Raw genomic sequence first — 22,737 nt, 5'->3', positions numbered from 1 at the left:
GAACCCGGAAGCTAAGACTCTCAGCGCCGATGGTACTGCAGGGGGGACCCTGTGGGAGAGTAGGACACCGCCGGACACCATTCACGATGGCCACCCAGAAATGGGTGGCCATCGCTGTTTAACCACCACCTCTGATCCTCGCTGCTCGCTGGAGCGCGGTGCGGGTTAGGGTGGTGCGACGGCTGCGGCCGTCCTCCTCGCCCTCGGGCGGGTCAACTCCACAGAGCATCACCACGACAGGCGAGGAACGCATGGACGACTCAGGATCCGACCGCAACGACCGGGACTCCGGACGGCGTGACGAGCGCCCGCCCCGTGCCGGCGGCTCCGACCGCTCCTCGAACGACCGCGGTGGCTCGGGCGACTCCCGCCCCCGCCGCGATGGTGATGCTCGTCCTCCGTATCGTGGTGGCGGCGATTCGCGTCCGCAGCGTGATGGTGACTCCCGCCCTCCGTATCGCGGTGGTGGCGACTCTCGTCCGCAGCGTGACGGTGACTCGCGTCCTCCGTACCGCGGTGGCGGCGACTCTCGTCCGCAGCGTGATGGTGACTCGCGTCCGCAGCGTGATGGTGGCTCGCGTCCTCCGTACCGCGGTGGCGATTCCCGTCCGCAGCGCGATGGTGACTCGCGTCCTCCTTATCGCGGTGGTGGCGACTCTCGTCCGCAGCGTGATGGTGACTCGCGTCCGCAGCGTGATGGTGGCTCTCGTCCTCCCTACCGCGGTGGCGATTCCCGTCCGCAGCGCGATGGTGACTCGCGTCCTCCGTACCGCGGTGGCGGCGACTCGCGTCCGCAGCGTGATGGTGGCTCTCGTCCTCCCTACCGCGGTGGCGATTCCCGTCCGCAGCGCGATGGTGACTCGCGTCCTCCTTATCGCGGTGGTGGCGACTCTCGTCCGCAGCGTGACGGTGACTCCCGTCCTCCGTACCGTGGTGGTGGCGACTCTCGTCCGCAGCGTGACGGTGACTCTCGCCCTCCCTACCGCGGTGGCGACTCCCGCCCGCAGCGCGATGGTGATTCCCGTCCTCCGTACCGTGGTGGTGGAGATTCCCGCCCGCAGCGTGACGGTGACTCTCGTCCTCCTTATCGCGGTGGTGGAGATTCTCGTCCGCAGCGTGATGGTGATTCCCGTCCTCCCTACCGCGGTGGCGATTCGCGTCCGCAGCGTGATGGTGATTCCCGTCCTCCGTACCGCGGTGGCTCGCGCGACGGTGGAAGCCGCCCGTGGTCGGACGATCGGCGCGGCGGCGGAGACCGTCAGGGCGGCGGACGCGGACGCGAGGGCTTCGGCGGCGGACGCGGCGGCCCCCGCGAGGAGCCGGAACTCACCGAGGAGGAGCGCGAGCGGCGCTCCCTCCAATCGGTGCGCCCGCGCCACGACGACCCGGACCTTCCGAACGACGTGCAGCCCAAGGACCTCGACAAGGTCGCCCGCAACGAACTGCGCACGCTCTCGAAGGACAACGCCGAATGGGTCGCTCGTCACCTGGTGATGGCCGGCCGCCTCCTCGAGGAGGACCCCGAGCTGGCGCACCGCCACGTGCTCTCGGCGGCCCGCCGCGCGGGACGCATCGCCGTGGTCCGCGAGTCGCTCGCGATCTCGGCGTACGCGACGGGCGACTTCGCTTTGGCGCTGCGCGAGCTGCGGACCTTCCGTCGGATCTCCGGGTCGGACGAGCAGGTGCCGCTGATGGTCGACTCCGAGCGCGGAGTCGGGCGGCCGGACAAGGCGCTCGAGCTGGGACGGTCGATCGACCGCACCACGCTGAGCCCCGGCGCGCAGGTGTCGCTGGCCATCGCCATGTCCGGCGCCCGTCTCGACCTCGGCCAGGCGGAGCTCGCCCTCATGGAGCTCGAGATCCCGCAGCTGGACCCGGACCGCGCCTTCTCCTACAGCCCGGATCTCTTCGCCGCCTACGCACTCGTCCTCGAGGAGGTCGGGCGCTCCGAGGAGGCGGCGGAGTGGCAGCGCCGTGCCGACATCGCGGCGCAGGCCGTCTTCGCGGCCGAGGGCGGCGGCGACGACGAGACGATCGAGGTGATCGAGGAGGAGCACGAGACGGCCGGCGCCGAATCCGCTCCCGATGGTGTCGTGGGGGAGACCGCGGTCGACGCCGCGGACGAGCACCTCGACACCGAGCGCGAGGACGACCCGATCGTCGTCGACGACGCGGATGCGGACGACGACGCCGACGCGAGGGCTCACGCCGAGGCCGACCTCGTCGACACGGACGAGCCGACCTCTGCGGACGAGTCCCTCGAGTCCGACGATCTCGCCGAGACGGACCCGGACGAGGCTGTCGGTTCGGCTGAGCCGACCGCCGACGAGTCCGTCGAGCCCGCCGACGCCGACGCCGTCGAGACGGACGACTCCCCGGACGCCCGCGAGACCGACGACTCCGACGACTTCGACGAGCACGTCGCGAGCACCCGCCCCACCACGCCCGCCGACGCCACCGAGGAGGACGCCGATGTTCCGCAGCAGCAGGACTGAGCCCACTCCGCTCGACGGCCGCGACTCCGTCCTGGCCGACCTCGACGGGGTCGTCTACACGGGCGCCGACGCGATCCCGTTCGCGGTGGAGAGCCTCAACCGAGCGGCCGAGACGCTGCGCGTCGGCTACATCACGAACAACGCCTCCCGCACGGACGCCTCCGTCGCCGGGCACCTCTCCGAGCTGGGGCTGAGCGTCCGACCCGAGGACGTCGTCACCTCTCCGCAGGCGGCCGTCGTGCTGCTCGCCGACCTGGTGCCGGCCGGCTCGACGATCCTGGTCGTCGGAGCGGAGGGCCTCACCTCCGAGGTCGAGCGCGCGGGCTTCACGGTGACGCGCAGTGCGGAGGACTCGCCGGCGGCGGTCATCCAGGGCTTCGCGCCCACGGTGGGCTGGGAGCAGCTGGCCGAGGCCTCGTTCGCGCTCCACACGGGGATCCCGTGGGTCGCGACGAACACCGACTGGACGATCCCCGTCGCCCGCGGCATCGCGCCGGGCAACGGGACCCTCGTCTCGGCCGTGCACACCGCGGTCGGCCGTCTGCCGGTCGTCGCGGGCAAGCCCGAGCGTGCGATCTTCGACGCGGCGACCGCACGCTTCGGCTCGGCCAACCCGTTGTTCCTCGGCGACCGGCTCGACACCGACATCGCCGGCGCGAACGGCGCCGACATGGAGAGCGCCCACGTGCTCACCGGGATCGACCGGGCCAAGCAGCTCCTCGCGGCGGAGCCCAAGCTCCGGCCGACGTACATCCTCAGCGACCTGCGCGAGCTGCACCTGCCCTATCCGGCGACGACCGTCTCGCGGAACGGCGTTCACGCCGTCCGCGGCGCCAAGGTCCGCCTCGACGGCGACTCCGTGGTGATCGTGGACGCCGGCGACGACGCGACCGATCTGCTCCGGGCCGCCTGCTCGGTGATCTGGTCGTCCGGCCGCGCGATCTACGGCCTCGACGTGCCGGAGTCGCTCTACAGCTGAGCGCGCCCGGCGGGCTCCCGGCGTCCCTCGCGGCGCAGGAGCCCGTCGAGCCGGCCGGCCAGGCCGACCGCGACGATCGCGATCAGCGCGGCGTACGAGAAGGTCGCGGCGAAGACCCCGGTCCCGGCTCCGATCAGCCCGGTGACCGCCGCCGCCAGGAGGCCCGTCAGCGCGAGGGAGACCGAGGCGCCGGTCGAGTCGGCGATCTGCAGGGCCGAACTGTTGAAGCCCTCCCGGCCCGGAGCGGAGAGCGCGAGCGTCATCGTCCCCATCCGCGGGAACATCGTGCCCATGCCGCCGCCGGCGAGGAACCAGCCCACGCCCGCGACGACCGGGCTGAGCGCGAGCAGGGTGACGAGCAGCACGACGCCGATGCCGGCGAGCACGAGCGACGTGCCGAGCCGCATCGCTCCGCCGTGGCTCAGCCGGGTGCCCGGGCGTCCCTGGAGGTTCGAACCGAGAGCCCAGGAGACGGCGCCCGCGGTGAGCATGGCACCCGAGAGCCAGGGCGGAAGGCCGTACTGCTCCGAGAGCAGCAGCGGCAGGTAGACCTCGGTGCCGAAGAACGCCGCGGCGACGAGGGCTCGGAGGAGGATCACCGACGGCAGGACGCCCCGCGCGCGCAGTGTGCCGGCGGGCAGGAGCGCGCGGACGGCCACGACCACGACCACCACGGCGGCCGCGGCCAGGAGCCCGGCGAGGTCGGGCGCGAGCTCGGCGCTCGTGCTCAGCACGACGACTCCGGCCGAGACGACCACGGCGCGGGCGATGCGGCCCACTGCCCGGCGGTCGAAGGGGAGGCGCTCGCGCGGCTCGAGCGCACGGAGGGTGGGCGCGATCGCGGCGCTCGCGAGGGCCACCAGGGCGACGACTCCGAAGAAGACCCAGTGCCAGCTCGCGAGCTCGGCGACGACTCCGGCCACCAGCGGCCCCACCAGCGACGGCACGACCCAGGCCGCGGCGAAGGCGCCGAAGATCCGCGGATGCAGCTCGCTCGGGTAGACCCGCGCGACGAGCACGTAGAGGGTGACGGTGATCCCTCCGCTGCCCAGCCCCTGCAGCAGGCGGGCCGCCACGAAGACCGGCATCGACTGGGCGGCGCCCGCGGCGACGAGACCCAGGGTGAAGAGCAGGATCGCGACCACGAGCGACGGCGTCGGGCCGCGGCGGTCGGCGGAGGAGCCGGCCGCGACCATCCCGACCACGGCGGCGGCGAGCGTCGCCGCGAAGGCCAGGGGGTAGAGGGCGCGACCGTCGAGGTCGGCGCTGACGATCGGCATGATCGTCGTCACGGCGAGCGACTCGAACGCGCAGAGGAAGACGAGGCTCGTCGTTCCGATGGTCGTCAGGAGGAGGGGAGCCGAGGTGATGCCGCGGCGATCACGGGAACGCACCCGCTCAACAGTACGCCGAGCGCACGGCCGGTCAGCGGTAGACGGCCCAGTCGTCCTTCGCGAGGACCGTCGGGGTGCCCTCGATCTCGACCAGCCAGCCGCGGTCGTCGCGCTCGAGGTAGCGCCCCTGCACGATCTCGGGGGCCCAGCCGCCGTCGCGGGACGAGATCCAGCGGACGAAGCGGACGGTGCCTCCGCGACGGAACAGTGTGCCGTTGTGGTCGCTCATGCGGGGATCTTCTTCACGGAGAGGTCGTCGGGCGACGAGGGTTCGGGGAGGAGGTGGAGACCGAGGCGGCCGTTGGAGGCGTTCGAGAGCTCGCGCAGCCAGTGCGGGTTGAGCTCGATCGAGGCGGTGCCGTCGTACTCGTAGCGGGTCGGGATGCCAGGGTGCAGCCACAGCTCGGACCGGCGGCCCTCGGCGTCCTCGATCGTCAGCAGGAAGCCCTCGCCGCGGCGGAACCGCGAGGTGATCACGGTCTGGAGGTGGGCCAGGGCGCGGTCCTCGAAGGAGTGCGAGCTGGCGGGTGCGCCGTAGAGCAGTCGTCCCATCGCGCGCACCTCCTCACCGTCGGCGGCGCACGGAAGGCGTGCCGCACCGTCGACACTAGGTATTGCTAAGTCGGTTGACTAACAGTCTCGGCGCCGACTGCGCTTTCGGGACACACGCCGTCCGATCGCCGGAGAAGTGGTTCGATGGGGGCAGCGAGTTCCCGTCCGGGGCGCCTGCCGCTCGGAAGGTGCACCTCGATGGACGCTCGGCCAGACCTGTTCGCTCTGCTCACGCGATTGCGCACGGCGGAGCGCGACTACGACGGCCGCGTGGAGCGCCGCCTGGGCATCGGCGCCACGGATCTCGCGGCCCTGCGGCTGATCGGGGTCGGGGAGCGGCGCGACGAGATCGTCCGCGCCGTCGACCTGTCCGCGGCCCTGTCGATCACGACGGCGGCCGTCTCCCTCCTCGTCGACCGCCTCGCCCGCGCCGGCTACGTGGACCGCACTCCCGACCCGTCCGACGGCCGCGGCCGCATCCTCTGCCTGACGGAGCGCGCGCAGAAGGCCATCGTCGGCACCGACGACCCGACCTACGAGCAGATCCGCGCGATGGTCGCGAAGGTGCCCGAATCGGAGGCCGCGACCGTCGCGGTGCTGCTCGACGGCCTCAGCCGCATCCTCGAGGGGCAGCCGCCGCCCGAGCTCGTCGACTGATCAGCGCTGCAGCGTGGCGCTCGGCGACTCGCCGAATCGCTCCGCGTAGGCCGCGCTGAAGCGGCCCGCGTTCCCGAAGCCCCAGTGCCGGGCGACGGCGGCGACCGTCGTCCCGAGGGGCGGACTCACGGCGAGCTCCTCCCGGGCGCGGTCGAGCCGCACCAGGCGCAGGTAGGCGATCGGGCGCATCCCGAGCACCCGCTGGAACGCGGACTGCAGGCCCCGGACGGTCAGGCCCGACGCCGCCGCCATCTCGGCGGGGCCGATCGGCTCGCTGCAGTGGGCGTGCACGTACTCGACGGCCGTGCGGATCCGTGCGTTCCGGGGGGCGAGGAGCTCGGGCGGGACCGGAGCGGACTCCGGAGGGTAGAGGTCGAGCAGCGCGGAGGCCGTGGCACGGGTGAGCTCGTCCCAGAGCAGCGGCTCGACGCGCTCGCTGCGCAGCGCGCGGGCGGAGTCGGCGACGGCCGTGCGCCAGCGGCGGATCGCCGCGGCGTCGGGGCGGTGCTCGGAGTCGAAGACGAGGGAGCCGACGAGGCCGCGCTCGGCGGCGACCCGGTCGACCACTCCCCGGTCGAGGTGCACCAGGCGCTGGTCGAAGTCGACGTAGTCGAAGGCGAACGGCCGGCCGACGGGGAAGAGGACGGGACGGTTCTCCTCCATCGCGATCGAGGCGCGGCCGACGTCGATCCGGCCGGAGCCGCCCACGATCCACTGCACGACGACGTCGTCCGAGTCGCCCACGCCGCCCGCGAGGCGCCCGGACATCCGCGAGGTGCGGAGGGTCATCCCGCCGTCGCCGATGGCCGCGTAGCGGTAGCTGAAGTCGGCCGCGGTGGTGGCGGCGCGCCACTCGTCGCCGTTGTAGAGCCGCGCGAGGCTGTGCCGCGCCTCGTCCGGATCCTCGCCGCGGGCCTCCAGCCGGACGCGAGGGTGGTGATCGTCCACAGGTCGTACCGGTGCCTCAGCGCGTGAGGCGCTCGATGAGCTCGCGGTAGCGCGCGGCCGTGCGCTCGACGATCTCGGACGGGAGGGTCGGCGGGAGGCCCTGGCCGTCCCAGTTGTCGGCGAGCCAGTCGCGCACGATCTGCTTGTCGAACGAGCGGCCGCGGATGCCGGCGTCGTAGTCGTCGGCGTCCCAGTAGCGGGAGGAGTCGCTCGTGAGGACCTCGTCGCCGAGGGTGACGACTCCGGTCCCGCGGTCGACCCCGAACTCGAACTTGGTGTCGGCCAGCAGCACGCCGCGGGCCAGGGCGATGGTGGACGCCTCGCGGAAGACGGCGAGCGAGAGGGTGCGCAGCGCCTCCGCGGCCTCCTCCCCGACGATCTCGACCGTGCGCTCGAAGGTGATGTTCTCGTCGTGCTCGCCCTGCGGGGCCTTCCACGCCGGGGTGTAGATCGGCTCGGGGAGCGGGTCGCCGTCCTGGAGGCCCTCGGGGAGCGGGACGCCGCAGACGGAGCCCGTCTCCTGGTACTCCTTCCAGCCGCTGCCGGAGAGGTAGCCGCGCACGACGCACTCGATCGGGAACATGTCGAGCGTCCTCACCAGCATCGACCGGCCGCGGACCGCCTCCGGGATCGCGCCCGGGATCAGGTGGTTGGGGACGTCGGAGAGCTGTGCGAACCACCAGAGGGAGAGCGTGGTCAGCAACTCGCCCTTGCCGGGGATGCCGGGCTCGAGGACCGCGTCGAACGCGCTGACCCGGTCGCTGGCGACCACGAGCATGCGGTCGGCGCCGAGCACGGGGTCGGCGTCGTCGGGGGTGTAGAGGTCGCGCACCTTGCCGGAGTAGGCGTGCTGCCAGCCGGGGAGCGGCGCCGTGGTGTCGAAGGACAGGGAGTCGTCGCGGGTCACTGCACCATTCTCCCCGATCCGGGGGGCTCCGCGGCTCCTGAAGGCCTCCTGTGTCCTGGCGGATCGGGGCTGTCAAGCACGCGCGGCCGCGGATCCCGCGCGCCTAGCGTCGAGACATGACTTCGCAGAACGACCAGACTCCGCAGAACGACCAGTACACGTTCCAAGACCCGACCGCGATGTTCGCCCACATCGACACGGAGGCCCAGTACCAGGAGGGCTCCGGCCTCGACTCGGAGATGGACGACCCCGCCGACCGCGGCGAGTCGACCTACCGCGGCTCCGGCCGCCTCACCGGGCGCAAGGCGCTCGTCACCGGAGGCGACTCGGGCATCGGCGCGGCCGTCGCCATCGCCTACGCCCGCGAGGGCGCCGACGTCGCGATCATCTACCTCCCCGAGGAGGAGTCCGACGCGAAGAAGGTCGTCGCGCTGATCGAGGAGGCCGGCCGCACCGCCGTCGCCATCTCCGGCGACATCACCGACCACGACTTCGCCGTCGGCGCCGTCGCGAAGGCCGTCGAGGGCCTGGGCGGACTGGACATCCTCGTCAACAACGCGGGCAAGCAGCAGCACGTCGAGGACTTCCTCGAGCTCTCGGACGAGCAGTTCGACGAGACCTTCAAGACCAACGTCTACGCGATGTTCTGGATGACCAAGGCGGCCGTGCCGCACCTCGCCCCGGGCTCCGCGATCATCAGCACCTCGTCGATCCAGGCCTACCAGCCGTCGCCGATGCTGGTCGACTACGCCAGCACCAAGGCCACGATCAACACGTTCTCGAAGGCGCTCGCGCAGCAGCTCGCGCCCAAGGGCATCCGCGTGAACGTCGTCGCTCCGGGTCCGATCTGGACGCCCCTGCAGACCGCGGGCGGCCAGCCGTCGGACAAGCTGCCCGAGGTCGGCTCGCAGACGCCGCTCGGACGCTGGGGCCAGCCGGCCGAGCTCGCTCCCGCCTACGTGTTCCTCGCCTCCCCGGAGTCGAGCTACGTCGTCGGCGAGACGCTGCACGTCAACGGCGGCATGCCCACGCCGTAACACTCGGCGCTCACGGCGGGCCCGGTCGCGGCGCGGAGGAACGTTCTCCGCGCCGTGGCGGGGCCCGTCGTTTTGGTTGTCGTAACAATCGACTTCTGTGCAGGTTCGTGCGCGAGAGTCGGTGCATGACCGATTCCCTGCCGATCCTCGACCTGTCCCGCCTCGACCAGGGGGAGGCGGAGGCCGCCGCCTTCCGCCGGGACCTCCGGGAGACCACGCACGACGTGGGCTTCTTCTACCTCGTCGGCCACGGCGTGCCCCAGGACCTCCTCGACGACGTCGTCGCCGTCTCCCGCCGCTTCTTCGACCTGCCGGAGGAGGAGAAGCTCGCGATCGAGAACACCCTCAGCCCGCAGTTCCGGGGCTACACCCGCTTCGGCGCCGAGCTCACCAACGGCGACGTCGACTACCGCGAGCAGGTCGACATCGGCATCGACCGCCCGGCCGTTCCCGCCGGGCCCGGCGTCGCCGACTTCGAGCGCCTCGAGGGGCCGAACCTCTGGCCCGAGGCGCTGCCGGAGTTCCGCGAGGTCTTCGAGCGCTGGCACGCGGAGCTCGCGGCGGTCGCCATCCGCCTGCTGCGCACCTGGGCCGTCGCCCTCGACGCCCCGGAGGACGTGTTCGACGAGGCGTTCGCCGAGCGGCCGTTCTCGCTGGTGAAGGTCGTCCGCTACCCGGGCACCTCCGACCCGGAGCCCAAGCAGGGCGTGGGCGCGCACCGCGACGGCGGCGTGCTGACGCTGCTGCTGGTCGAGCCCGGCAAGGGCGGTCTGCAGGTCGAGCACGACGGCTCGTGGATCGAGGCGCCGGCCATGGAGGGCGCGTTCGTCGTCAACATCGGCGAGATGCTGGAGCTCGCCACCGGCGGCTACCTCAAGGCCACGCTGCACCGCGTCATCTCGCCGCTGATCGGGACGGACCGGATCTCGATCCCGTTCTTCTTCAATCCCGCGCTCTCGGCGACCATGCCCTCGCTCCCGCTGCCCGAGGAGCTCAAGTCCGGTCTCTCGGTCGATCCGACGAACGCGCCGATCCTCGAGACCTACGGCGAGAACGCGCTGCGCTACCGGCTCCGCGCCCACCCGAACGTGGCGGCCGTCCACCACGCGGACCTCCTCGCTCCCACCGTCTGACCCGCTCGCGAGACGCCACTCCCGCGACACGCCGACTCAGGCGCACCGGAGCGGCATCTCGCGGGAACGACGAAGGGCCCCCTCCCGCGCGAGCGCAGGAGGGGGCCCTTCGTCGTCAGTGCGTCAGCAGCGCGCGGCGGCCACGGGGACCGTCGCCGTGAATGCGGGCTGGCCGGTCGCCGACCCGGTCACCGTCACCGTGCCGGCCGGCATCGAGGCCAGGCGGGTGGTGAAGGCGGCGGAGGCCGAGGAGCCGGGCGCGACCGCAGTGAACGACTTCGACCCGTAGGCCGAGGCGATCGTGACGTCCGCGGCAGCGGTGTCGGCGTTCTTCACGGTCACCGTGAGCACGACCTTGCCGGCGACGCAGCGCGTCGTGGCGGCGGGGGCGAGCTCGAGGGTGTCCAGCGGGACGGCGGCCGAGACCGACGTGCGCACCAGCTTGTCCGCGTACCCGGTGTAGGAGGCCGTGACACCGGTCACGCCCGCCGGGACCGAGACGCTCGCGGAGCCGCCGGAGAGCGGGACGGTCGAGGTCCACGAGCCGCCGGTGAAGGTGACCGAGCCGACGACGTCGCCCTTGTCGGCCGCCACGACCGTCGCCGTGACGGTGCGGCCGTCGGCGGTGAGGGTCGTGGTGGAGTCGACGGCGGTGACGCCGGTCCAGTTCTTCATGGCGGTGAGGACCGTCTGCGGGACGCTCACGAACGCGCCGTGCCGCGGGCTGGTCGGGAGGCCGGCGCGGCTCTTGGGCGAGACGTTCCAGTCGGCCGACTGCGAGAGGCGGTTCGTCTGCGAGCTGCCGGCGATCGCCGCTCCGGAGGTGAGGAAGGCCTTGTAGCCGCCGTCGCCGTAGTTGTCGACGAGGAAGGCGTAGCCGTCGCCCGTGCCGGTGGTGTCGTTCGGGTCGCCCGCGTTCAGCTTGATGATCTCGGGTCCCTCGCCGGCCTGGCCGGTCTCGAGCGAGGTCATCCGGGTGTCGGTGAGCTGCCAGGTGGTGTTCGGGTCGGCGCTCCAGTTCGAGGAGGTCGTCCCGGCGGTCAGGACCTTCGACTTCTCGAGGAAGATGTCCTTCCCGGCCTCCAGGATGCCGGCGGCGCCGCCCTCCTCGTTCTTGGTGAAGCGGTAGTAGTAGTCGCCGATCTTCGTGATCGTGGAGTCGATCCGCGCGTAGCCCGTGTCCTGCCAGGTGGCGGGGGGAGCGGTGAAGGTGCGGAAGTCGCGGGTGATCACGGAGAAGACACGGGAGTAGAGCTTGTCGTTGTTGGTCTTCGTCGCGTCGGAGTACAGGCGCGAGGAGAAGAACACGACGTAGGACTGCAGCGCGTCGTCCCAGTACGCCTCGGGCGCCCAGGTCATGCCGGCGGCCGGCTGGTTGACCGTGATGCCGGTGTCGGCGCCGTTGGTGCGGGTCCACTGCACCAGGTCGGTCGACTCCCAGACCTCGATCTTCAGGCTACCCGTGGACTGGGCGTCGCCCCAGTTCGTGCCGCAGGAGATGCAGAGATCGGTGGCGACCATGTAGTACTTGTCGCCGTTGTGCGAGCGGAGGATGAACGGGTCGCGCAGGCCCTTCGTGTCGGTCGTCGAGGTGATGACCGCCTTGCCGCCGTTGACCGGCGAGAAGGTGAAGAAGTCGTTGCCCGAGGTCGCGGCCTGGTAGATCTTCTCGTCGCCGTCCGACTTGAAGTACGCCGAGGCGTAGCCCGCGTCGGGAGCGGTGCGGCCGAGCTCGGCGACGGTCAGGGTGAAGGCGCGCGTCTCGGTGACTCCGTTGAGCGTCGCCTTCGCGGTGAGGGTGACGGTCCTGTCCCCGGAGCCGTAGGCCGGCCGGGTGACGACGCCGCCGCCGCGGTACGGGTCGGCCGCGCCGACCGCCGGAGCGGCGTAGGACGTGTTCGTCGGGGTGACGAGCGCCGGGTCGGACGAGGTCCAGGTGATGTCGGTGCCGTTCTTGGCGCCCTTCACCGCGAGGGGGAGGTTCTCGGTCGTGCGCGTGGCGAGCTTCAGCGCGTCGAGGTCGTCGTTGATGCTCGGGGCGAGCACGACGACGTCGAAGGCGATCGTCGCGCCCTGAGCGGTGGTCGCCGTCAGAGTCACCGGGGTGTTCTGCGCGATCGTGCGCGAGACGACGCCGGTGGTCGAGACGACCGCGCTGTTCGAGGAGGTCCAGGTGAGCGGGACGCCGCTGCTGGAGGCGGGCAGCGTCAGGTTCGAGGAGACCTGGGTCAGCGACGGGTTGCCGGCCAGCAGGACGGGCTGGATGTCCGAGCGCAGCAGGGCGGAGGTCGCGGACGCCTTCGCGTCGGCGGTCGGCATGCTCGAGGCGACCTGCTCGGCGGTGAGGGAGGTGTCCCAGAACTTCACGTCGGTGACGTCGGCGGTCACCAGGGCGTCTCCGGTGTAGAGCGAGCGCCCGAGGTAGCCGAGCGTGGATCCGGTCGGGACGATGCTCGCCATCGACTTCGCCGTGTTCGCCGTCGAGATCTGCGTGCCGTCGCGGTAGAGCGTGAGGACGGTGTTCGAGCCGGTGCCGGTGCCGACGAGCGTGAGCGTCGTGAATCCGGGGTTGAGCGTGCCGCCGAAGGGCATGCGGGTCTCGCCGTTGTTCGTGGGCTCCTTGACGCGGATGCCCGCGAGGACCTGCCCGCTGGGCGAGCCGTCGGGGTTGCGCGGGTTCACGAAGACGTGGTTGCCGAGCTGCGTGGTGTTCCACGGGCCGACGCCGTCGCCGATGACCCAGCCGAACTGGTTGGCGGTGGTCTGCGTCTTCACCGTGTATTCGACGGCGAACGCGTTGTCGGCTCCGGTGACCAGGCCCTGGGGGAGGCTCGCGTAGCCGTCGTTCTTGAACCGGGCGACCTGGTCGCCGCCGGCGTTCGCGAAGGAGGCGTCAGTGAGGCCGGTCAGGGTGGCGTTGCGTCCGTTGCCCGAGATGTCGAGCAGGGCGGAGCCTGCGTGCGACATGTCGTAGTGCGCCGTGGGCGCCGGGACGTCGACGGCCTGCGCCGAGACGGGGACGAGCGCGCCGGTGAGGGCGACGCTCGTGCAGGCGAGGGCGGAGAGGAAGAGGGATCGCACGCGGCGCCGAGGCGCGGCGGCAGGGGGCTCCGGGGAGCGTCGTCTCATCGTCGAGACCTTTCCTTCAGGGGAGGGATGCGCCGAGCCGAGAGGCCCGACGGGTGTGTTCACGTTAACATGTGTGCCGCCTCAGAGCCATGGGGGAATCGCTTCTGCGTCGAGAGCGAACCATGCGTCAGGGGCCCGACCCGGCGCAAGACCTGCCTCCGCGAGCGCCCAGGGCGTAGCGTGAACGCACCGCATCCTGGCCCCCGGTGACGGAACCATGCCCATCCGCCTGCCCTGCGAGGACTTGACCATGACGACGCTCTTCCACACCGGTGGCTCCCTCTCCCTCGACGACGCGACCGCCGACGCCGTCGTCCGCTACTCGCTCGCGCTCGCGCAGCAGCACCGGATGAGCACGGTCAGCGTCGCCGACGACTCGGCCCCCTCCTCCGTCGTGACGCTCACCGTCGGGCTCGGCGTCCCCCTGGCGGTCGCGGGCAGCGGAAGCGCGGCGGCGGAGTCGAGCGACGAGATCCTCGAGCGCCTCGGGGCGCTCGACGGCGCCGGTGGTCCTGTGCCCGCCTCGGACGTCGATCCCCGCGCGACGTGGGAGCTCGAGAACGAGTACTGAGCTCCGAGCCCCGGCGCTGCCGGGCGCCGCGTGCGCGGATCCACCCCGCTCCTGCTCCGCCGGCCCGGAGCGTCAGCGCCGGTAGTCGCGGATGATCGCCTGGGCGAGCGTCGTGATCGGAGTCGACGTCGCTCGCGCGCGGACCCGCAGCACCTCGAAGGCCTGCTCGACCGTGGTGCGGTGGGCGTAGGCGAGGATCCCCTTCGCCTGCTCGATCAGCACCCGGCTGTCGAGGGCGTGCTGCAGCTGCTCCTGGGTGACGGTGCTCCGCTGGAGCGCACGCTGGTGCAGGATCCCGATCGTCGCGACGTCGGCGAACGCCTGCACGACCGCGATGTCGTCCGCATCGAGCCGCCCCGGCCGGGCCTGGAAGAGGTTGAGGGAGCCGATCGTCGTCCCCGCCGAGCGCATCGGCACGCAGTGCGCCGAGAGCACGTCCAGCTCGACCGCCAGCGTCCGGAACTCCGCCCACTCCTCGCCCACGGCACGGGCGTCCTCGACGACGACCGGACGCCCGGTCTCGAAGCACTGGATGCACGGGCCCGACCCGCTGTCGAGCTGGAGCAGCTCGATCAGCCGGGTGTCCTCGTCCGTGGAGGCGAGCACCTCGAGGGAGCCGGTGGAGTCGGCGAGGACGAGCCCCGCCGAGACGGCGTCGAAGAGGGTCGCGCTGCTCTCCACGAGGGTCTGCGTGAAGTCGACGACGTCGTAGTCGTCGACCAGCGTGTCGGAGAGGGCGACGAACGTCTGGATGACGCTGCGCTCGCGGGAGTTCGTCACCATGTGTCGTCCTGGGCGGTGAGAGGGCGGTCGGGGAACCCGTCGTGCCGGGCCACGATGCCGGAGGCGACATCGACGACGGAGCGCTGCTGGGCGAAGGCGTGGGCGCGCAGCAGCAGCTGCGCCTCCTCCGCCGTGCTGCCGTAGCGCGCGATGATCATGCCGGTCGCTTGGTGCACCACGCGTCGCGAGCGCGGATTCGTGCTCTCCTCGACCTCGTTGTCGCGCAGCACCGCGGCCAGCACCAGCAGCGCCGTCGCGGTGGTCGAGGCGCTGATCCGGCCGAGGAGGGAGTCGCTGAGCGACGTGGGCCGGCGGGAGTAGAGGTCGACCGCGCCGATCGAGAGCCCCGCGATCGAGAGCGGGAAGGCGAAGACCGCGCGCACCGCCGTGGAGGCGACGGCCTCGGTGAAGAGCGGCCAGCGCTCCTCCGCGCCGGTGTCCGGCACGGAGACGGGGCCGGCCGCGCGGATCGCCTCCCAGCACGGACCCTCGCCGAGGTCGATCTGGATCTCGTCGAGCCGGCTCGCGGTGCTGTCGCTCGCCGCGACGGTCTCGCCGCCGAACGGCCCGCCGAGCGTGGAGATCGCGACGCCGTCGATCGGGTACCCGCGCAGATACGGGTCGCAGAGAGCGTCGGGGTTCGTCACCGCGCCCGTTTTAGCCGACGGCCCCGCGCGGCGCGACGCTCGGCCGGACCGGCGGGGACGACGACGCGGTGTCGGGCGGGAGCCCGCCTCGCGGCGCTGCCCGGGCGCACGAGGCGACGGCCGGTGAAGCGGCTCGTCGGGCGCGGACGGTGCGCGGTGCGGGACGGCTGAAGCCGGAGGACGGCGGCCTGCACGGCGACGGAGCGGCTCAGGCCAGGGTCGATCGAGCCGGGACGCTCGAGGGCGGCGATGAGGTCGTCGAGGACGGCGAAGGCGGGGTCTGTCATCACGGCTCCTGGCCGGGTCTCCGCGGCCGTTGTTCTGCGCGCCGGGGCGCGGGCGGTGTCGATCGAGTATCGCCGTGCGGGGTCCGCGCACGACGTCGACGAGGTCCTGCCCGACGGTACGGGGCGCGGATCGACCGGACGACGTGGTTGACCTCTCGGGGGACCGCCGCTACTCGTGCTCGGCGTTGAGATCGTCGAAGTCGTTCGTGATGATCGACAGCGGGGTGTGCGGCGTGATGAGCAGGAGCGCCGGGTTCGCGCGTCCCTCGCCGTAGTTGACCGTCAGCCACTGCGGGGTCGGGGAGGCGAGTGCGGCCTCCACCTCGGCGCGGAACTCCTCGAGGCTCCTGTTGTTGACCGTGTACGCGGTGCCGTCGTAGATCAGGTCGATGCGCTTCACAGCTGGTCGCCCTTCACCGGGGGGCGCACCGGTTCGGCGGGCTCCGAGATGACGTACAGCCCGCCCGCCGAGTTCGCGAGGTCGGTGAGCGCGGAGATCCAGGCGGGGTTGATGCGGGGCATCCGGCCGCCGAAGTACTTGTAGCGGAGCGCGTGGGAGGGGTGGATCCAGATCGCGCTGCGGCCGTCGCCCATGCTGTGGTCGTCCCGCCAGCTGAGCAGGAACGACTCGTTGCGGCGCAGCTTCGCGGTGATGACGATCTGCAGGTGCGCGAGCACGCGGTCCTCGAAGTCGATCTCGACGGTTCCGTCGTAGTGCAGCTTCCCCATCGGCGTCTCCAGCCCCTGATCTCCGGTCGCAGGCACCGCCGTTGCCTCCACCGTCCCGCAGACCGGAGGGATCCGACAACCCGCGTCGCCGTTCTCTGCTCGATCTGTCCAGGTCTCCCGACGAGCACGCCTCTCTGTCAACCTCCTCCCCCCACGCGGCCGGCGCTGCCGAGCATGAACGGCATGAAGCACATCCTCTTCGCCGACAAGACGATCCTGGTGGGGGACGAGGCGGCCGATGCGCTCGTGGAGTACGCCGTCGCCCTCGCCGCGAAGGGCGCGGCCGACACCGTCGAGTACACCGGGATCGGCGCCGACGGCGGGACGGTCGACGCCACCTTCCTCGTGAACGCCGCTGCCGCCCTCGTCATCGAGACCACGCCGAGCGACCTGCCCGAGCCCGACAACTCGGAGGAGGTGGCGCGGCTGCGCCGGCGGATCGACGCGCTCACCGGCGAGCATCCCGTGCAGCCCGGCGACGGCGAGCTGACCAGCGACGTCGACTACGAGGATCCGCATGCTGACTAGGGGTTCCCCGTGGCGCGGACCCGGGTGCGGCCGGCGCCCGCTACCACTGCGAGGCTCCGCAGTGAACCCCCTGATCGGCTGAGGGGAGGCGGACGTACCGTGGCCCTGCGGGTCGCCGACGACACGATCACCGGTCGACCGCTACGGGCACGGCCGCGGGTCGGCCGGGGAGGACGGGCACGATGACCGGAGACCATCCCTTCTGGGTGCGCCTCGCGCGCAAAGAGCCGCAGTGCGCGATCGTGCGCGGGCGGGTCTTCGAGATCGGCGCTCCCGACGAGCGCGACGGCGCGTTCCTCCTCACCGTCTGGGAGAAGGGGCGAGCGGTCGGGCACGTCCTCAACGTCGATCCGCCCGCCTACAAGCCGTGCGGTCCCGGACACCCGGTCGAGCCGCAGCGCGTCGACGGGGTCGAGGAGCTGCTCGAGCTCCTGGTGCCGCAGCGCACCCGGCTCGCTGCGCACGGCTGACGCGGTCCGCTCGACCGGGAGCGCCCGCGGGGCGTGACGCCCGGGACGGGGGAGTCGTGCGGCCGGGCGGCGGCTGGCATCCTGACCTCGGTGCGACGAGCGCGCCCGCGAGGGGGAGCCCGATGAGCGCCACCGAGGACGTCGACGACGGGACCGCCGAGTTCGGGTACCGCCCCTCCCTCACCCGCGGGATCGGCCGCTTCGGCAGTTTCGCCGCGGGCGTGAGCTACATCTCGATCCTGACGGGCACGTTCCAGCTCTTCTCCTTCGGCTTCGCGCTCGGCGGTCCCGCCTACTGGTGGTCCTGGCCGATCGTGTTCGCCGGCCAGCTCATGGTGGCTCTGTGCTTCGCCGAGCTCGCCGCCCGCTACCCGGTCGCCGGCTCCGTCTACAACTGGAGCAAGCGCCTGGCGGGGCCTGCGGTGAGCTGGCTTGCGGGCTGGCTGATGGCCACCGCCTCCGTGGTGACGCTCGCGGCCGTCGTGCTGGCGTACCAGGCGACGCTCCCGCAGATCTGGAGCGTGTTCCAGCTCAGCGGCTCCTCGGGGGTGAGCGCGGTGATCTGGGGCGCCCTGCTGATCGCGTTCACCACTGCGGTCAACGCGCGCGGCGTGCGGCTGATGGCCCGGATCAACAGCATCGGCGTGCTGATCGAGCTGATCGCGGCGGTGCTGCTGGTGGCGGTGCTCGCAGTGAACGTGGTGCATCCGCCGACCGTGCTGCTCGACACCAGCGGCTACGGCGGGAGCACCCCGGGCGGGTACGCCGGCGCGTTCCTCATCGCCGCGATCGCGTCGGCGTACGTGATGTACGGGTTCGACACCGCGGGCTCGCTCGGCGAGGAGACGGTCGACCCGCGCCGGACCGCGCCGACGGCGATCCTGCGGGCGGTGACCGCCTCCTTCGTCCTCGGGGGCCTCATCCTGCTGCTGGGGATCCTCTCGGCGCCCGACCTCGCCGACCCGGCGCTCGGGCAGGCGTCGGGCGGGCTGCAGCGGATCGTGCTGCAGGTGCTCGGCGGCCCCCTCGGAACGGTCTTCCTGCTCTGCGTGGTCGTCGCGATCACGGTGTGCGCGCTGGCGGTGCACACGGCGGGCATCCGTCTGATCTTCGCGATGGCGCGCGACAACGCCCTGCCCGGCAGCCGCGTGCTCGCCCGCGTCGACCCGCGGCGGGGGACACCGGTGGCGCCGGCGCTCGTCGTCGGGGCGCTCGCGGTGCTGATCCTGGTGGTCAACATCGGCACTCCGGCGATCTTCACGGCCGTGACGAGTGTGGCGGTCATCCTCATCTACCTGGCCTACCTGCTGGTGACGGTGCCGCTGCTGATCGCGCGGCTCCGCGGCCGGTGGCCCGCAGCCGCGCCCGGGCGCTTCTCGCTCGGTCGTGCGGGCCTGCCGGTGAACGTCGTCGCGGTGCTCTGGGGCGCGGCCATGACGGTGGACCTCGCGTGGCCGCGCGTCGAGGTCTACGGGGCGGAGCTGCGCTGGAGCGCGGTCGTGGTGATCGTCGCGGTCGTCGGCGTCGGCCTGGCCTGGTTCCTCCTCCGCGGCCGGCACCGGCTGGGCACGCTGCCCGCGCACGCGCTGCCGACCCCGCGCGGAGACGACTCGGCTGGAGACGTCCGCCGCTGAGACGCCCGGGAAGGCTGGTTCTCGAGGCGGGAGACGAGCCTTCCCGGGCGGGTCAGTGGCGACGACGCCAGGTCTGCGCTCCCCAGAAGAGAAGGAACGCGGCGACCGGGAAGAGCACCAGCGTCGGAAGCTGGAGCCCGACCAGCACGGCGATCACGAGGAAGCAGGCGCCGACGGCGAGCGCGGTCAGCAGGTCCTTCGTGGTGGCGGTCACGACGGCTCCTCTCAGCAGTCGACTTCGTACGTGAACCAGAGTGCCGGACCGGTTCCGTAGGGGATGTTGATCTGGCTGCAGCGGCCGTTGCTCGCGGCGTCCTTGAAGGGCTGGATCTTGGTCCGCAGGACCAGCGCGGCGCCGAGGCCGCACGCGACAGCTCCCGGAGCGGAGCCGATCAGGCCGCAGAGGGTCGCGGCGGCGCTGCTCGCGTCGCCGGAGTCGGCGATCGCCCGCGTCTCGGCGCGGTCGAAGCGGACGCCCGTCCCTCCCGGCCAGAGGACCGGCTGGGGGTCGGCGACGACAGGGAAGACGATGCCGGCCGAGGAGAGGTCGACGTGCTGCAGGAGCGTCGTCCCGCTCACCGAGTAGGAGGTGGGGACTGCCGCTCCCGTTGCGTCGACCGCCCAGGGCGGCGCGAACCGGTAGTGCGGTTGCCCCGCCGGATCGAGGACGACCGCTCCACCGTCGTCGGTCAGGGACAGCGACGATCCCGTGCCGATGCTCACCGCGTAGGGGTACTCCTCGGGCGCGGTCCGGTCGCGCAGCACGGTGTGGATGCGCACGGTGCTGCCTGCCACCACGGGCACGGTCGTCGAGCCGTCGCCGTTGTCGTAGACGCGGACTCCCGGGTGCTCGGTCGACCCCGCGACGGCTCCGTCTCCGGCGGGCAGCCGGATGGACAGTGTGGGCGCGTCCTCCGCCGTGATGGTGAGGGGCTCCCTGCTGGTCGACGGGAGGTCGACGGTCGCTGCGTCGCCGAGAGTGCCGGCAGTGGGCGGAGTGGTCGCGGCGTCGACAGCGCTGACCGCGGCTTCTGCAGTGCTGGTCGCGCCGTCGTGAGCGCTGACCGCGGCGTCGGGGAGCGCCGACGGCGCCGCGTGCGCCGGGGCGACGCTTGCAGCGACCAGAGCGCACGCCAGGAGCGCCGCGAGTCCGCCGCGGGCGGCGGTCTCTCGATGGTCTCTGTTCATGTTCTCTCCTCCTCGTGGTCCGGGTACCGCCGGGACGCGGTGCCCGCGTCTCGGAAAGGAGGCACGCCGGGATCGCGGCCGACGCGTGAGCGCGGTCGGTCCCGGCGTGTCCCCGGTGCGCAGTCCCGATCCGCTCGTTCCTGCGCTTTCGATACTTGACCATACGTGTATGGGTCTTGACCAGTCCGCAAAAGGGGGGGCATGCCCGCGCGCGGGGACGACCCGCGTACGAGGACGGACCGGGAGGGTTCTGCCCTCGTGCTCCCGCCGCCGGGCTCGAGCGGACCCTCGGGCGACTCGGCGACGGCGGGAGGGGAGGAGGATGGAGGAGCGGGTGCTCAGCCGGGCGCCACGGGGAGGAGCGCGCGTGCGGGACCGCCTGGCGACTCCCTCCCTGCTCGCGCACGCCGTGCTCATCCAGGCCGTCGCGTTCCTGCTGCGGCCCGCCGCCGTCTACCAGGCGATCCAGCTCGACGTGCCGTCCTGGGCGCTCGGTGCGCTCGGCGCCTCCTTCGCGCTGGTGCCGCTGCTGATCGCGCTGCCGACGGGCGGGCTGGTCGACCGGGTCGGCGCCCGGGCCGTGATGGCGGTCGGCTCCCTCGTCGCGGTGGGAGCGGCCACGGTGCTGCTCCTGGCGGGCGGGAGCGTCGCGGGGCTGCTGGTCGGCATCGCCCTGCTCGGCGCGGGGCATCTGGGCTGCGTGGTCGGGCAGCAGACCGTCGTCGCGGGCGGCACCGGAGGCACGCGGCTCGACAGCCGCTTCGGCTACTACACGTTCGCCGCGTCGCTCGGGCAGGCGATCGGGCCCGCGTTCATCCCTGTGCTCGCGGGCGGCTCGGTGCGGCCCGACCCGGCACCGCTGTTCCTCGTGGGCGGGATCCTCGCGGTGCTGCTGCTCGTCTCGACGGCGGGGATCCGCAGCCCGTCCCCGCGCGGACCCGCGGCGGAGGAGGAGACGGCTCCGGGCTCGACGCTCGGGCTCCTCCGGGTGCCGGGCCTCGCGCGCGCCCTGCTGACCAGCGCGACCGTCGTCGCCGCCGTCGACCTGACCGTCGTGTACCTCCCCGCCCTCGGCGCCGAGCGCGGACTCCCGGCGGGCGTCGTCGGGGCCCTGCTCACCGTGCGCGCGCTCGCGTCGATGGCCTCGCGCCTCCTCCTCGGCGCGGCCACCGCCCGGCTCGGGCGCACCCGGGTGATGATGGGCGGCATCCTGATCTCGGCGCTCTGCCTGGTGCTGGTGGCCCTGCCCGCGCCGACCGTGCTCCTCTTCGTCGCGGTCGCCGCCCTCGGCCTGGGCCTCGGGATCGGCCAGCCCATCACGATGTCCTGGCTGATCGAGCGCACCCCCGCCGACCGCCACGGCCGCGCCCTCGCGCTGCGCCTGGCCGGGAACCGCCTCGGGCTGATCGCCCTGCCCAGCCTCCTCGGCGTCCTCGCGGCGGCGGCCGGAGCGGGCGGCGTCCTCATCGGCACCGGCGCCGCGGTCGGCGCGACCCTCCTCCTCCTGCGCGGGGTGCGCCTGGACTGAGGTGCCCGAGAACGCTGCGGATCGGCCGCGCCAGCCGCATTCCCGGGCACCTCGGCCGGGACGCGGGAGGGTCAGCTCCCCGGCTCCTCCACGCGGACGTCCTCGGCGGCCTTGTCGGCGCGCCAGCCGCGCCAGACCGGCTGGCGCAGGGTGCCGGAGGCGGTCCGCTCGCGGTAGCGGACCTCGCCGACCAGGACGGGCGACACCCAGCGCACGCCGCGCGACTCGAGCGGCGGCACGGACACGGCCGGCTCGTCCGTCGCGTGCTCGGTCAGCCGGTCGACCAGGCCGCGGCGCTCGCGATCGCTGAAGCCGGTCCCGACCCGGCCGGAGTAGGCGAGCCCGTCCTCGCCGGGGATCGCGGTCAGCAGCGCCCCGACCGAGCCCTGCAGACCGCCCTCGCCCTCGCGCCAGCCCACGATCACGACCTCCTGCAGCCGGTGGTGGGTCAGCTTGATCCAGTCGCGCGAGCGGCTGCCCTCCTGGTAGCGCGAGTCGCGGCGCTTGGCGACCACGCCCTCGAGCCCGAGGGTGCGGCTGGTGGCCATCGCCTCCTCCAGGTCGCCGTCGAACACGGACGGGACGTGCACGCGCTCGTTCTCGGCGACGAGCTCGACCAGTGCCGCGCGACGGGTGTCGTAATCGCTCCCGGTCAGGTCCTCTCCTGCGCGCTCGAGCAGGTCGAAGACCATCAGGTGCACCGGAGTGGACCGGGCGGCCGCCTCGATCTCGCGCGGCTTCGTCAGCCCGCCTCGGGTCTGCAGGGCACCGAAGTCGGGGCGCCCGCGAGCGTCGAGAGCGACGATCTCGCCGTCGAGCACGGCGTCGGCGGCGGCCTCGGCGAGCGGGGCGAGCAGGTCGGGGAACGCGGCGGTCAGGTCGTTGCCGTTGCGGCTCGTGAGGGTCGCGGTGCCGCCCTGCACCCGCACGAGCGCGCGGTAGCCGTCCCACTTCATCTCGATCGCGGCCCAGGGGTCCACCTCCCCGCGGCGTCCGGCGGTGGCGAGCATGGGGCGGTGGCGGCGCGGGGCGGAGTCCTCGGCCGGGCGGTCGGCGGAGGGTGCGCTCGATCAGCCAGGACATCGTGATGGGCTGGCCGATCCCGAGGCCCAGGCCGAGGGCGGCGACCGCGACGAAGAGG

25 protein-coding genes and 1 rRNA gene are annotated in these 22,737 nt (G+C 72.6%); 11 read left to right on the top strand and 15 right to left on the bottom strand.

The window, feature by feature from the left end:
* A 5S ribosomal RNA gene (gene rrf / locus C5C24_RS15565) occupies nucleotides 1-76 on the top strand; the annotation flags it as partial.
* 184 nt (nucleotides 77-260) lie between these two features.
* On the opposite strand, the gene C5C24_RS17725 is transcribed toward rrf, so the two are convergent.
* Nucleotides 261-1,379, bottom strand: coding sequence for a hypothetical protein (locus C5C24_RS17725; RefSeq protein ID WP_146082649.1), 1,119 nt, complete (start codon nucleotides 1,377-1,379; stop codon nucleotides 261-263).
* Nucleotides 1,380-1,403: 24 nt separating this feature from the next.
* Between C5C24_RS17725 and C5C24_RS18495 the strand changes: the two genes are divergently transcribed.
* On the top strand, nucleotides 1,404-2,495 hold the full coding sequence (locus C5C24_RS18495) for a hypothetical protein (protein WP_181135558.1): 1,092 nt from the start codon (nucleotides 1,404-1,406) through the stop codon (nucleotides 2,493-2,495).
* Nucleotides 2,473-3,474: an HAD-IIA family hydrolase gene (locus C5C24_RS15550; RefSeq protein WP_104277085.1), complete on the top strand. Its 1,002-nt coding sequence runs from the start codon at nucleotides 2,473-2,475 to the stop codon at nucleotides 3,472-3,474. Before C5C24_RS18495 ends, C5C24_RS15550 begins: the two co-directional genes overlap by 23 nt.
* Here C5C24_RS15550 and C5C24_RS15545 read toward each other — a convergent pair.
* From C5C24_RS15545 to C5C24_RS15535, 3 genes are read right to left on the bottom strand one after another with little or no spacing between them, the layout of a single operon-like run.
* On the bottom strand, nucleotides 3,465-4,868 hold the full coding sequence (locus tag C5C24_RS15545; RefSeq protein ID WP_104305401.1) for an MFS transporter: 1,404 nt from the start codon (nucleotides 4,866-4,868) through the stop codon (nucleotides 3,465-3,467). The two genes, C5C24_RS15550 and C5C24_RS15545, sit on opposite strands and share 10 nt — an antisense overlap.
* A gap of 31 nt (nucleotides 4,869-4,899) precedes the next feature.
* The gene (locus tag C5C24_RS15540) at nucleotides 4,900-5,097 is read right to left on the bottom strand and encodes a hypothetical protein (protein ID WP_068256013.1); all 198 of its coding nucleotides are present in this window, start codon (nucleotides 5,095-5,097) and stop codon (nucleotides 4,900-4,902) included.
* Nucleotides 5,094-5,420, bottom strand: a complete 327-nt coding sequence (locus tag C5C24_RS15535; RefSeq protein ID WP_104277083.1) for a hypothetical protein — start codon at nucleotides 5,418-5,420, stop codon at nucleotides 5,094-5,096. The genes C5C24_RS15540 and C5C24_RS15535 overlap by 4 nt, the downstream gene beginning before the upstream one ends.
* 198 nt (nucleotides 5,421-5,618) lie before the next feature.
* On the opposite strand from C5C24_RS15535, the gene C5C24_RS15530 reads away from it, so the two are divergent.
* Nucleotides 5,619-6,077 (top strand): MarR family winged helix-turn-helix transcriptional regulator, encoded by a 459-nt coding sequence (locus C5C24_RS15530; protein WP_159940166.1) that lies wholly within the window; start codon nucleotides 5,619-5,621, stop codon nucleotides 6,075-6,077.
* On the opposite strand, the gene C5C24_RS15525 is transcribed toward C5C24_RS15530, so the two are convergent.
* Nucleotides 6,078-7,025, bottom strand: coding sequence for a helix-turn-helix domain-containing protein (locus C5C24_RS15525; protein ID WP_104233810.1), 948 nt, complete (start codon nucleotides 7,023-7,025; stop codon nucleotides 6,078-6,080).
* A 16-nt stretch (nucleotides 7,026-7,041) separates the two neighbouring features.
* The gene (locus C5C24_RS15520; RefSeq protein WP_258065320.1) at nucleotides 7,042-7,932 is read right to left on the bottom strand and encodes a phosphoribosylaminoimidazolesuccinocarboxamide synthase; all 891 of its coding nucleotides are present in this window, start codon (nucleotides 7,930-7,932) and stop codon (nucleotides 7,042-7,044) included.
* A 116-nt stretch (nucleotides 7,933-8,048) separates the two neighbouring features.
* On the opposite strand from C5C24_RS15520, the gene C5C24_RS15515 reads away from it, so the two are divergent.
* Together C5C24_RS15515 and C5C24_RS15510 are read left to right on the top strand one after the other, a co-directional pair.
* Nucleotides 8,049-8,969, top strand: a complete 921-nt coding sequence (locus C5C24_RS15515) for a glucose 1-dehydrogenase (protein ID WP_104305400.1) — start codon at nucleotides 8,049-8,051, stop codon at nucleotides 8,967-8,969.
* Between the two features lie 125 nt (nucleotides 8,970-9,094).
* The gene (locus tag C5C24_RS15510; protein WP_104277080.1) at nucleotides 9,095-10,102 is read left to right on the top strand and encodes an isopenicillin N synthase family oxygenase; all 1,008 of its coding nucleotides are present in this window, start codon (nucleotides 9,095-9,097) and stop codon (nucleotides 10,100-10,102) included.
* Between the two features lie 123 nt (nucleotides 10,103-10,225).
* Here the strand turns inward: C5C24_RS15510 and C5C24_RS15505 are convergent, their stop codons facing one another.
* Nucleotides 10,226-13,183: a glycoside hydrolase family 43 protein gene (locus C5C24_RS15505; protein WP_258065319.1), complete on the bottom strand. Its 2,958-nt coding sequence runs from the start codon at nucleotides 13,181-13,183 to the stop codon at nucleotides 10,226-10,228.
* Between the two features lie 298 nt (nucleotides 13,184-13,481).
* Here C5C24_RS15505 and C5C24_RS15500 point away from each other — a divergent pair, with 298 nt between their 5' ends.
* Nucleotides 13,482-13,802, top strand: a complete 321-nt coding sequence (locus C5C24_RS15500) for a hypothetical protein (RefSeq protein ID WP_104305399.1) — start codon at nucleotides 13,482-13,484, stop codon at nucleotides 13,800-13,802.
* A gap of 72 nt (nucleotides 13,803-13,874) precedes the next feature.
* Here the strand turns inward: C5C24_RS15500 and C5C24_RS15495 are convergent, their stop codons facing one another.
* The 5 genes from C5C24_RS15495 to C5C24_RS15475 all read right to left on the bottom strand — a co-directional run bounded on the left by C5C24_RS15495 (nucleotide 13,875) and on the right by C5C24_RS15475 (nucleotide 16,284).
* Nucleotides 13,875-14,585, bottom strand: a complete 711-nt coding sequence (locus tag C5C24_RS15495; RefSeq protein ID WP_104281781.1) for a GAF and ANTAR domain-containing protein — start codon at nucleotides 14,583-14,585, stop codon at nucleotides 13,875-13,877.
* On the bottom strand, nucleotides 14,579-15,232 hold the full coding sequence (locus tag C5C24_RS15490) for a GAF and ANTAR domain-containing protein (protein WP_104277077.1): 654 nt from the start codon (nucleotides 15,230-15,232) through the stop codon (nucleotides 14,579-14,581). The genes C5C24_RS15495 and C5C24_RS15490 overlap by 7 nt, the downstream gene beginning before the upstream one ends.
* On the bottom strand, nucleotides 15,229-15,519 hold the full coding sequence (locus C5C24_RS15485; RefSeq protein WP_104305398.1) for a hypothetical protein: 291 nt from the start codon (nucleotides 15,517-15,519) through the stop codon (nucleotides 15,229-15,231). Before C5C24_RS15485 ends, C5C24_RS15490 begins: the two co-directional genes overlap by 4 nt.
* Before the next feature lie 169 nt (nucleotides 15,520-15,688).
* Nucleotides 15,689-15,919, bottom strand: a complete 231-nt coding sequence (locus C5C24_RS15480) for a hypothetical protein (RefSeq protein WP_104281784.1) — start codon at nucleotides 15,917-15,919, stop codon at nucleotides 15,689-15,691.
* Complete coding sequence (locus tag C5C24_RS15475) at nucleotides 15,916-16,284, bottom strand: ATP-dependent DNA ligase (RefSeq protein ID WP_374955332.1); 369 nt, start codon at nucleotides 16,282-16,284, stop codon at nucleotides 15,916-15,918. The genes C5C24_RS15480 and C5C24_RS15475 overlap by 4 nt, the downstream gene beginning before the upstream one ends.
* A gap of 147 nt (nucleotides 16,285-16,431) precedes the next feature.
* Here C5C24_RS15475 and C5C24_RS15470 point away from each other — a divergent pair, with 147 nt between their 5' ends.
* From C5C24_RS15470 to C5C24_RS15460, 3 genes are all read left to right on the top strand, one after another.
* Nucleotides 16,432-16,776: a hypothetical protein gene (locus C5C24_RS15470; protein WP_146082648.1), complete on the top strand. Its 345-nt coding sequence runs from the start codon at nucleotides 16,432-16,434 to the stop codon at nucleotides 16,774-16,776.
* A 182-nt stretch (nucleotides 16,777-16,958) separates the two neighbouring features.
* Complete coding sequence (locus tag C5C24_RS18110) at nucleotides 16,959-17,246, top strand: hypothetical protein (protein ID WP_104281787.1); 288 nt, start codon at nucleotides 16,959-16,961, stop codon at nucleotides 17,244-17,246.
* 122 nt (nucleotides 17,247-17,368) lie between these two features.
* The gene (locus C5C24_RS15460) at nucleotides 17,369-18,880 is read left to right on the top strand and encodes an APC family permease (RefSeq protein ID WP_104305396.1); all 1,512 of its coding nucleotides are present in this window, start codon (nucleotides 17,369-17,371) and stop codon (nucleotides 18,878-18,880) included.
* A gap of 52 nt (nucleotides 18,881-18,932) precedes the next feature.
* Here the strand turns inward: C5C24_RS15460 and C5C24_RS18105 are convergent, their stop codons facing one another.
* Both C5C24_RS18105 and C5C24_RS15455 read right to left on the bottom strand, forming a co-directional pair.
* Nucleotides 18,933-19,094, bottom strand: coding sequence for a hypothetical protein (locus C5C24_RS18105; RefSeq protein WP_159911972.1), 162 nt, complete (start codon nucleotides 19,092-19,094; stop codon nucleotides 18,933-18,935).
* Between the two features lie 11 nt (nucleotides 19,095-19,105).
* Nucleotides 19,106-20,068, bottom strand: coding sequence for a hypothetical protein (locus tag C5C24_RS15455; protein WP_104277070.1), 963 nt, complete (start codon nucleotides 20,066-20,068; stop codon nucleotides 19,106-19,108).
* A 367-nt stretch (nucleotides 20,069-20,435) separates the two neighbouring features.
* On the opposite strand from C5C24_RS15455, the gene C5C24_RS15450 reads away from it, so the two are divergent.
* The gene (locus C5C24_RS15450; protein ID WP_258065317.1) at nucleotides 20,436-21,596 is read left to right on the top strand and encodes an MFS transporter; all 1,161 of its coding nucleotides are present in this window, start codon (nucleotides 20,436-20,438) and stop codon (nucleotides 21,594-21,596) included.
* 71 nt (nucleotides 21,597-21,667) lie between these two features.
* Here the strand turns inward: C5C24_RS15450 and ligD are convergent, their stop codons facing one another.
* Entirely contained in the window at nucleotides 21,668-22,606 is a 939-nt protein-coding gene (gene ligD, locus C5C24_RS15445) for a non-homologous end-joining DNA ligase (RefSeq protein WP_104305394.1), read from the bottom strand.
* Nucleotides 22,607-22,737 lie beyond the last annotated feature (131 nt).

It is taken from the genome of Rathayibacter sp. AY2B3 (genome assembly GCF_002931755.1).
Taxonomy (GTDB): domain Bacteria; phylum Actinomycetota; class Actinomycetes; order Actinomycetales; family Microbacteriaceae; genus Rathayibacter.
Note: the sequence above shows the minus strand (reverse complement) of the source record. Positions and strands in the feature narration are given on the sequence as shown.

Excerpts from the sequence above, each read along its gene's own strand:
- C5C24_RS15515 (WP_104305400.1), top strand. The coding sequence starts at position 8,049 with ATGACTTCGCAGAACGACCAGACTCCGCAGAACGACCAGTACACGTTC.
- ligD (WP_104305394.1), bottom strand. The coding sequence starts at position 22,606 with ATGCTCGCCACCGCCGGACGCCGCGGGGAGGTGGACCCCTGGGCCGCG.
- C5C24_RS15535 (WP_104277083.1), bottom strand. The coding sequence starts at position 5,420 with ATGGGACGACTGCTCTACGGCGCACCCGCCAGCTCGCACTCCTTCGAG.
- C5C24_RS15470 (WP_146082648.1), top strand. The coding sequence starts at position 16,432 with ATGAAGCACATCCTCTTCGCCGACAAGACGATCCTGGTGGGGGACGAG.
- C5C24_RS15455 (WP_104277070.1), bottom strand. The coding sequence starts at position 20,068 with ATGAACAGAGACCATCGAGAGACCGCCGCCCGCGGCGGACTCGCGGCG.
- C5C24_RS15530 (WP_159940166.1), top strand. The coding sequence starts at position 5,619 with ATGGACGCTCGGCCAGACCTGTTCGCTCTGCTCACGCGATTGCGCACG.
- C5C24_RS18110 (WP_104281787.1), top strand. The coding sequence starts at position 16,959 with ATGACCGGAGACCATCCCTTCTGGGTGCGCCTCGCGCGCAAAGAGCCG.
- C5C24_RS15500 (WP_104305399.1), top strand. The coding sequence starts at position 13,482 with ATGACGACGCTCTTCCACACCGGTGGCTCCCTCTCCCTCGACGACGCG.
- C5C24_RS15510 (WP_104277080.1), top strand. The coding sequence starts at position 9,095 with ATGACCGATTCCCTGCCGATCCTCGACCTGTCCCGCCTCGACCAGGGG.
- C5C24_RS15540 (WP_068256013.1), bottom strand. The coding sequence starts at position 5,097 with ATGAGCGACCACAACGGCACACTGTTCCGTCGCGGAGGCACCGTCCGC.
- C5C24_RS15550 (WP_104277085.1), top strand. The coding sequence starts at position 2,473 with ATGTTCCGCAGCAGCAGGACTGAGCCCACTCCGCTCGACGGCCGCGAC.
- C5C24_RS15495 (WP_104281781.1), bottom strand. The coding sequence starts at position 14,585 with ATGGTGACGAACTCCCGCGAGCGCAGCGTCATCCAGACGTTCGTCGCC.
- C5C24_RS15460 (WP_104305396.1), top strand. The coding sequence starts at position 17,369 with ATGAGCGCCACCGAGGACGTCGACGACGGGACCGCCGAGTTCGGGTAC.
- C5C24_RS15485 (WP_104305398.1), bottom strand. The coding sequence starts at position 15,519 with ATGACAGACCCCGCCTTCGCCGTCCTCGACGACCTCATCGCCGCCCTC.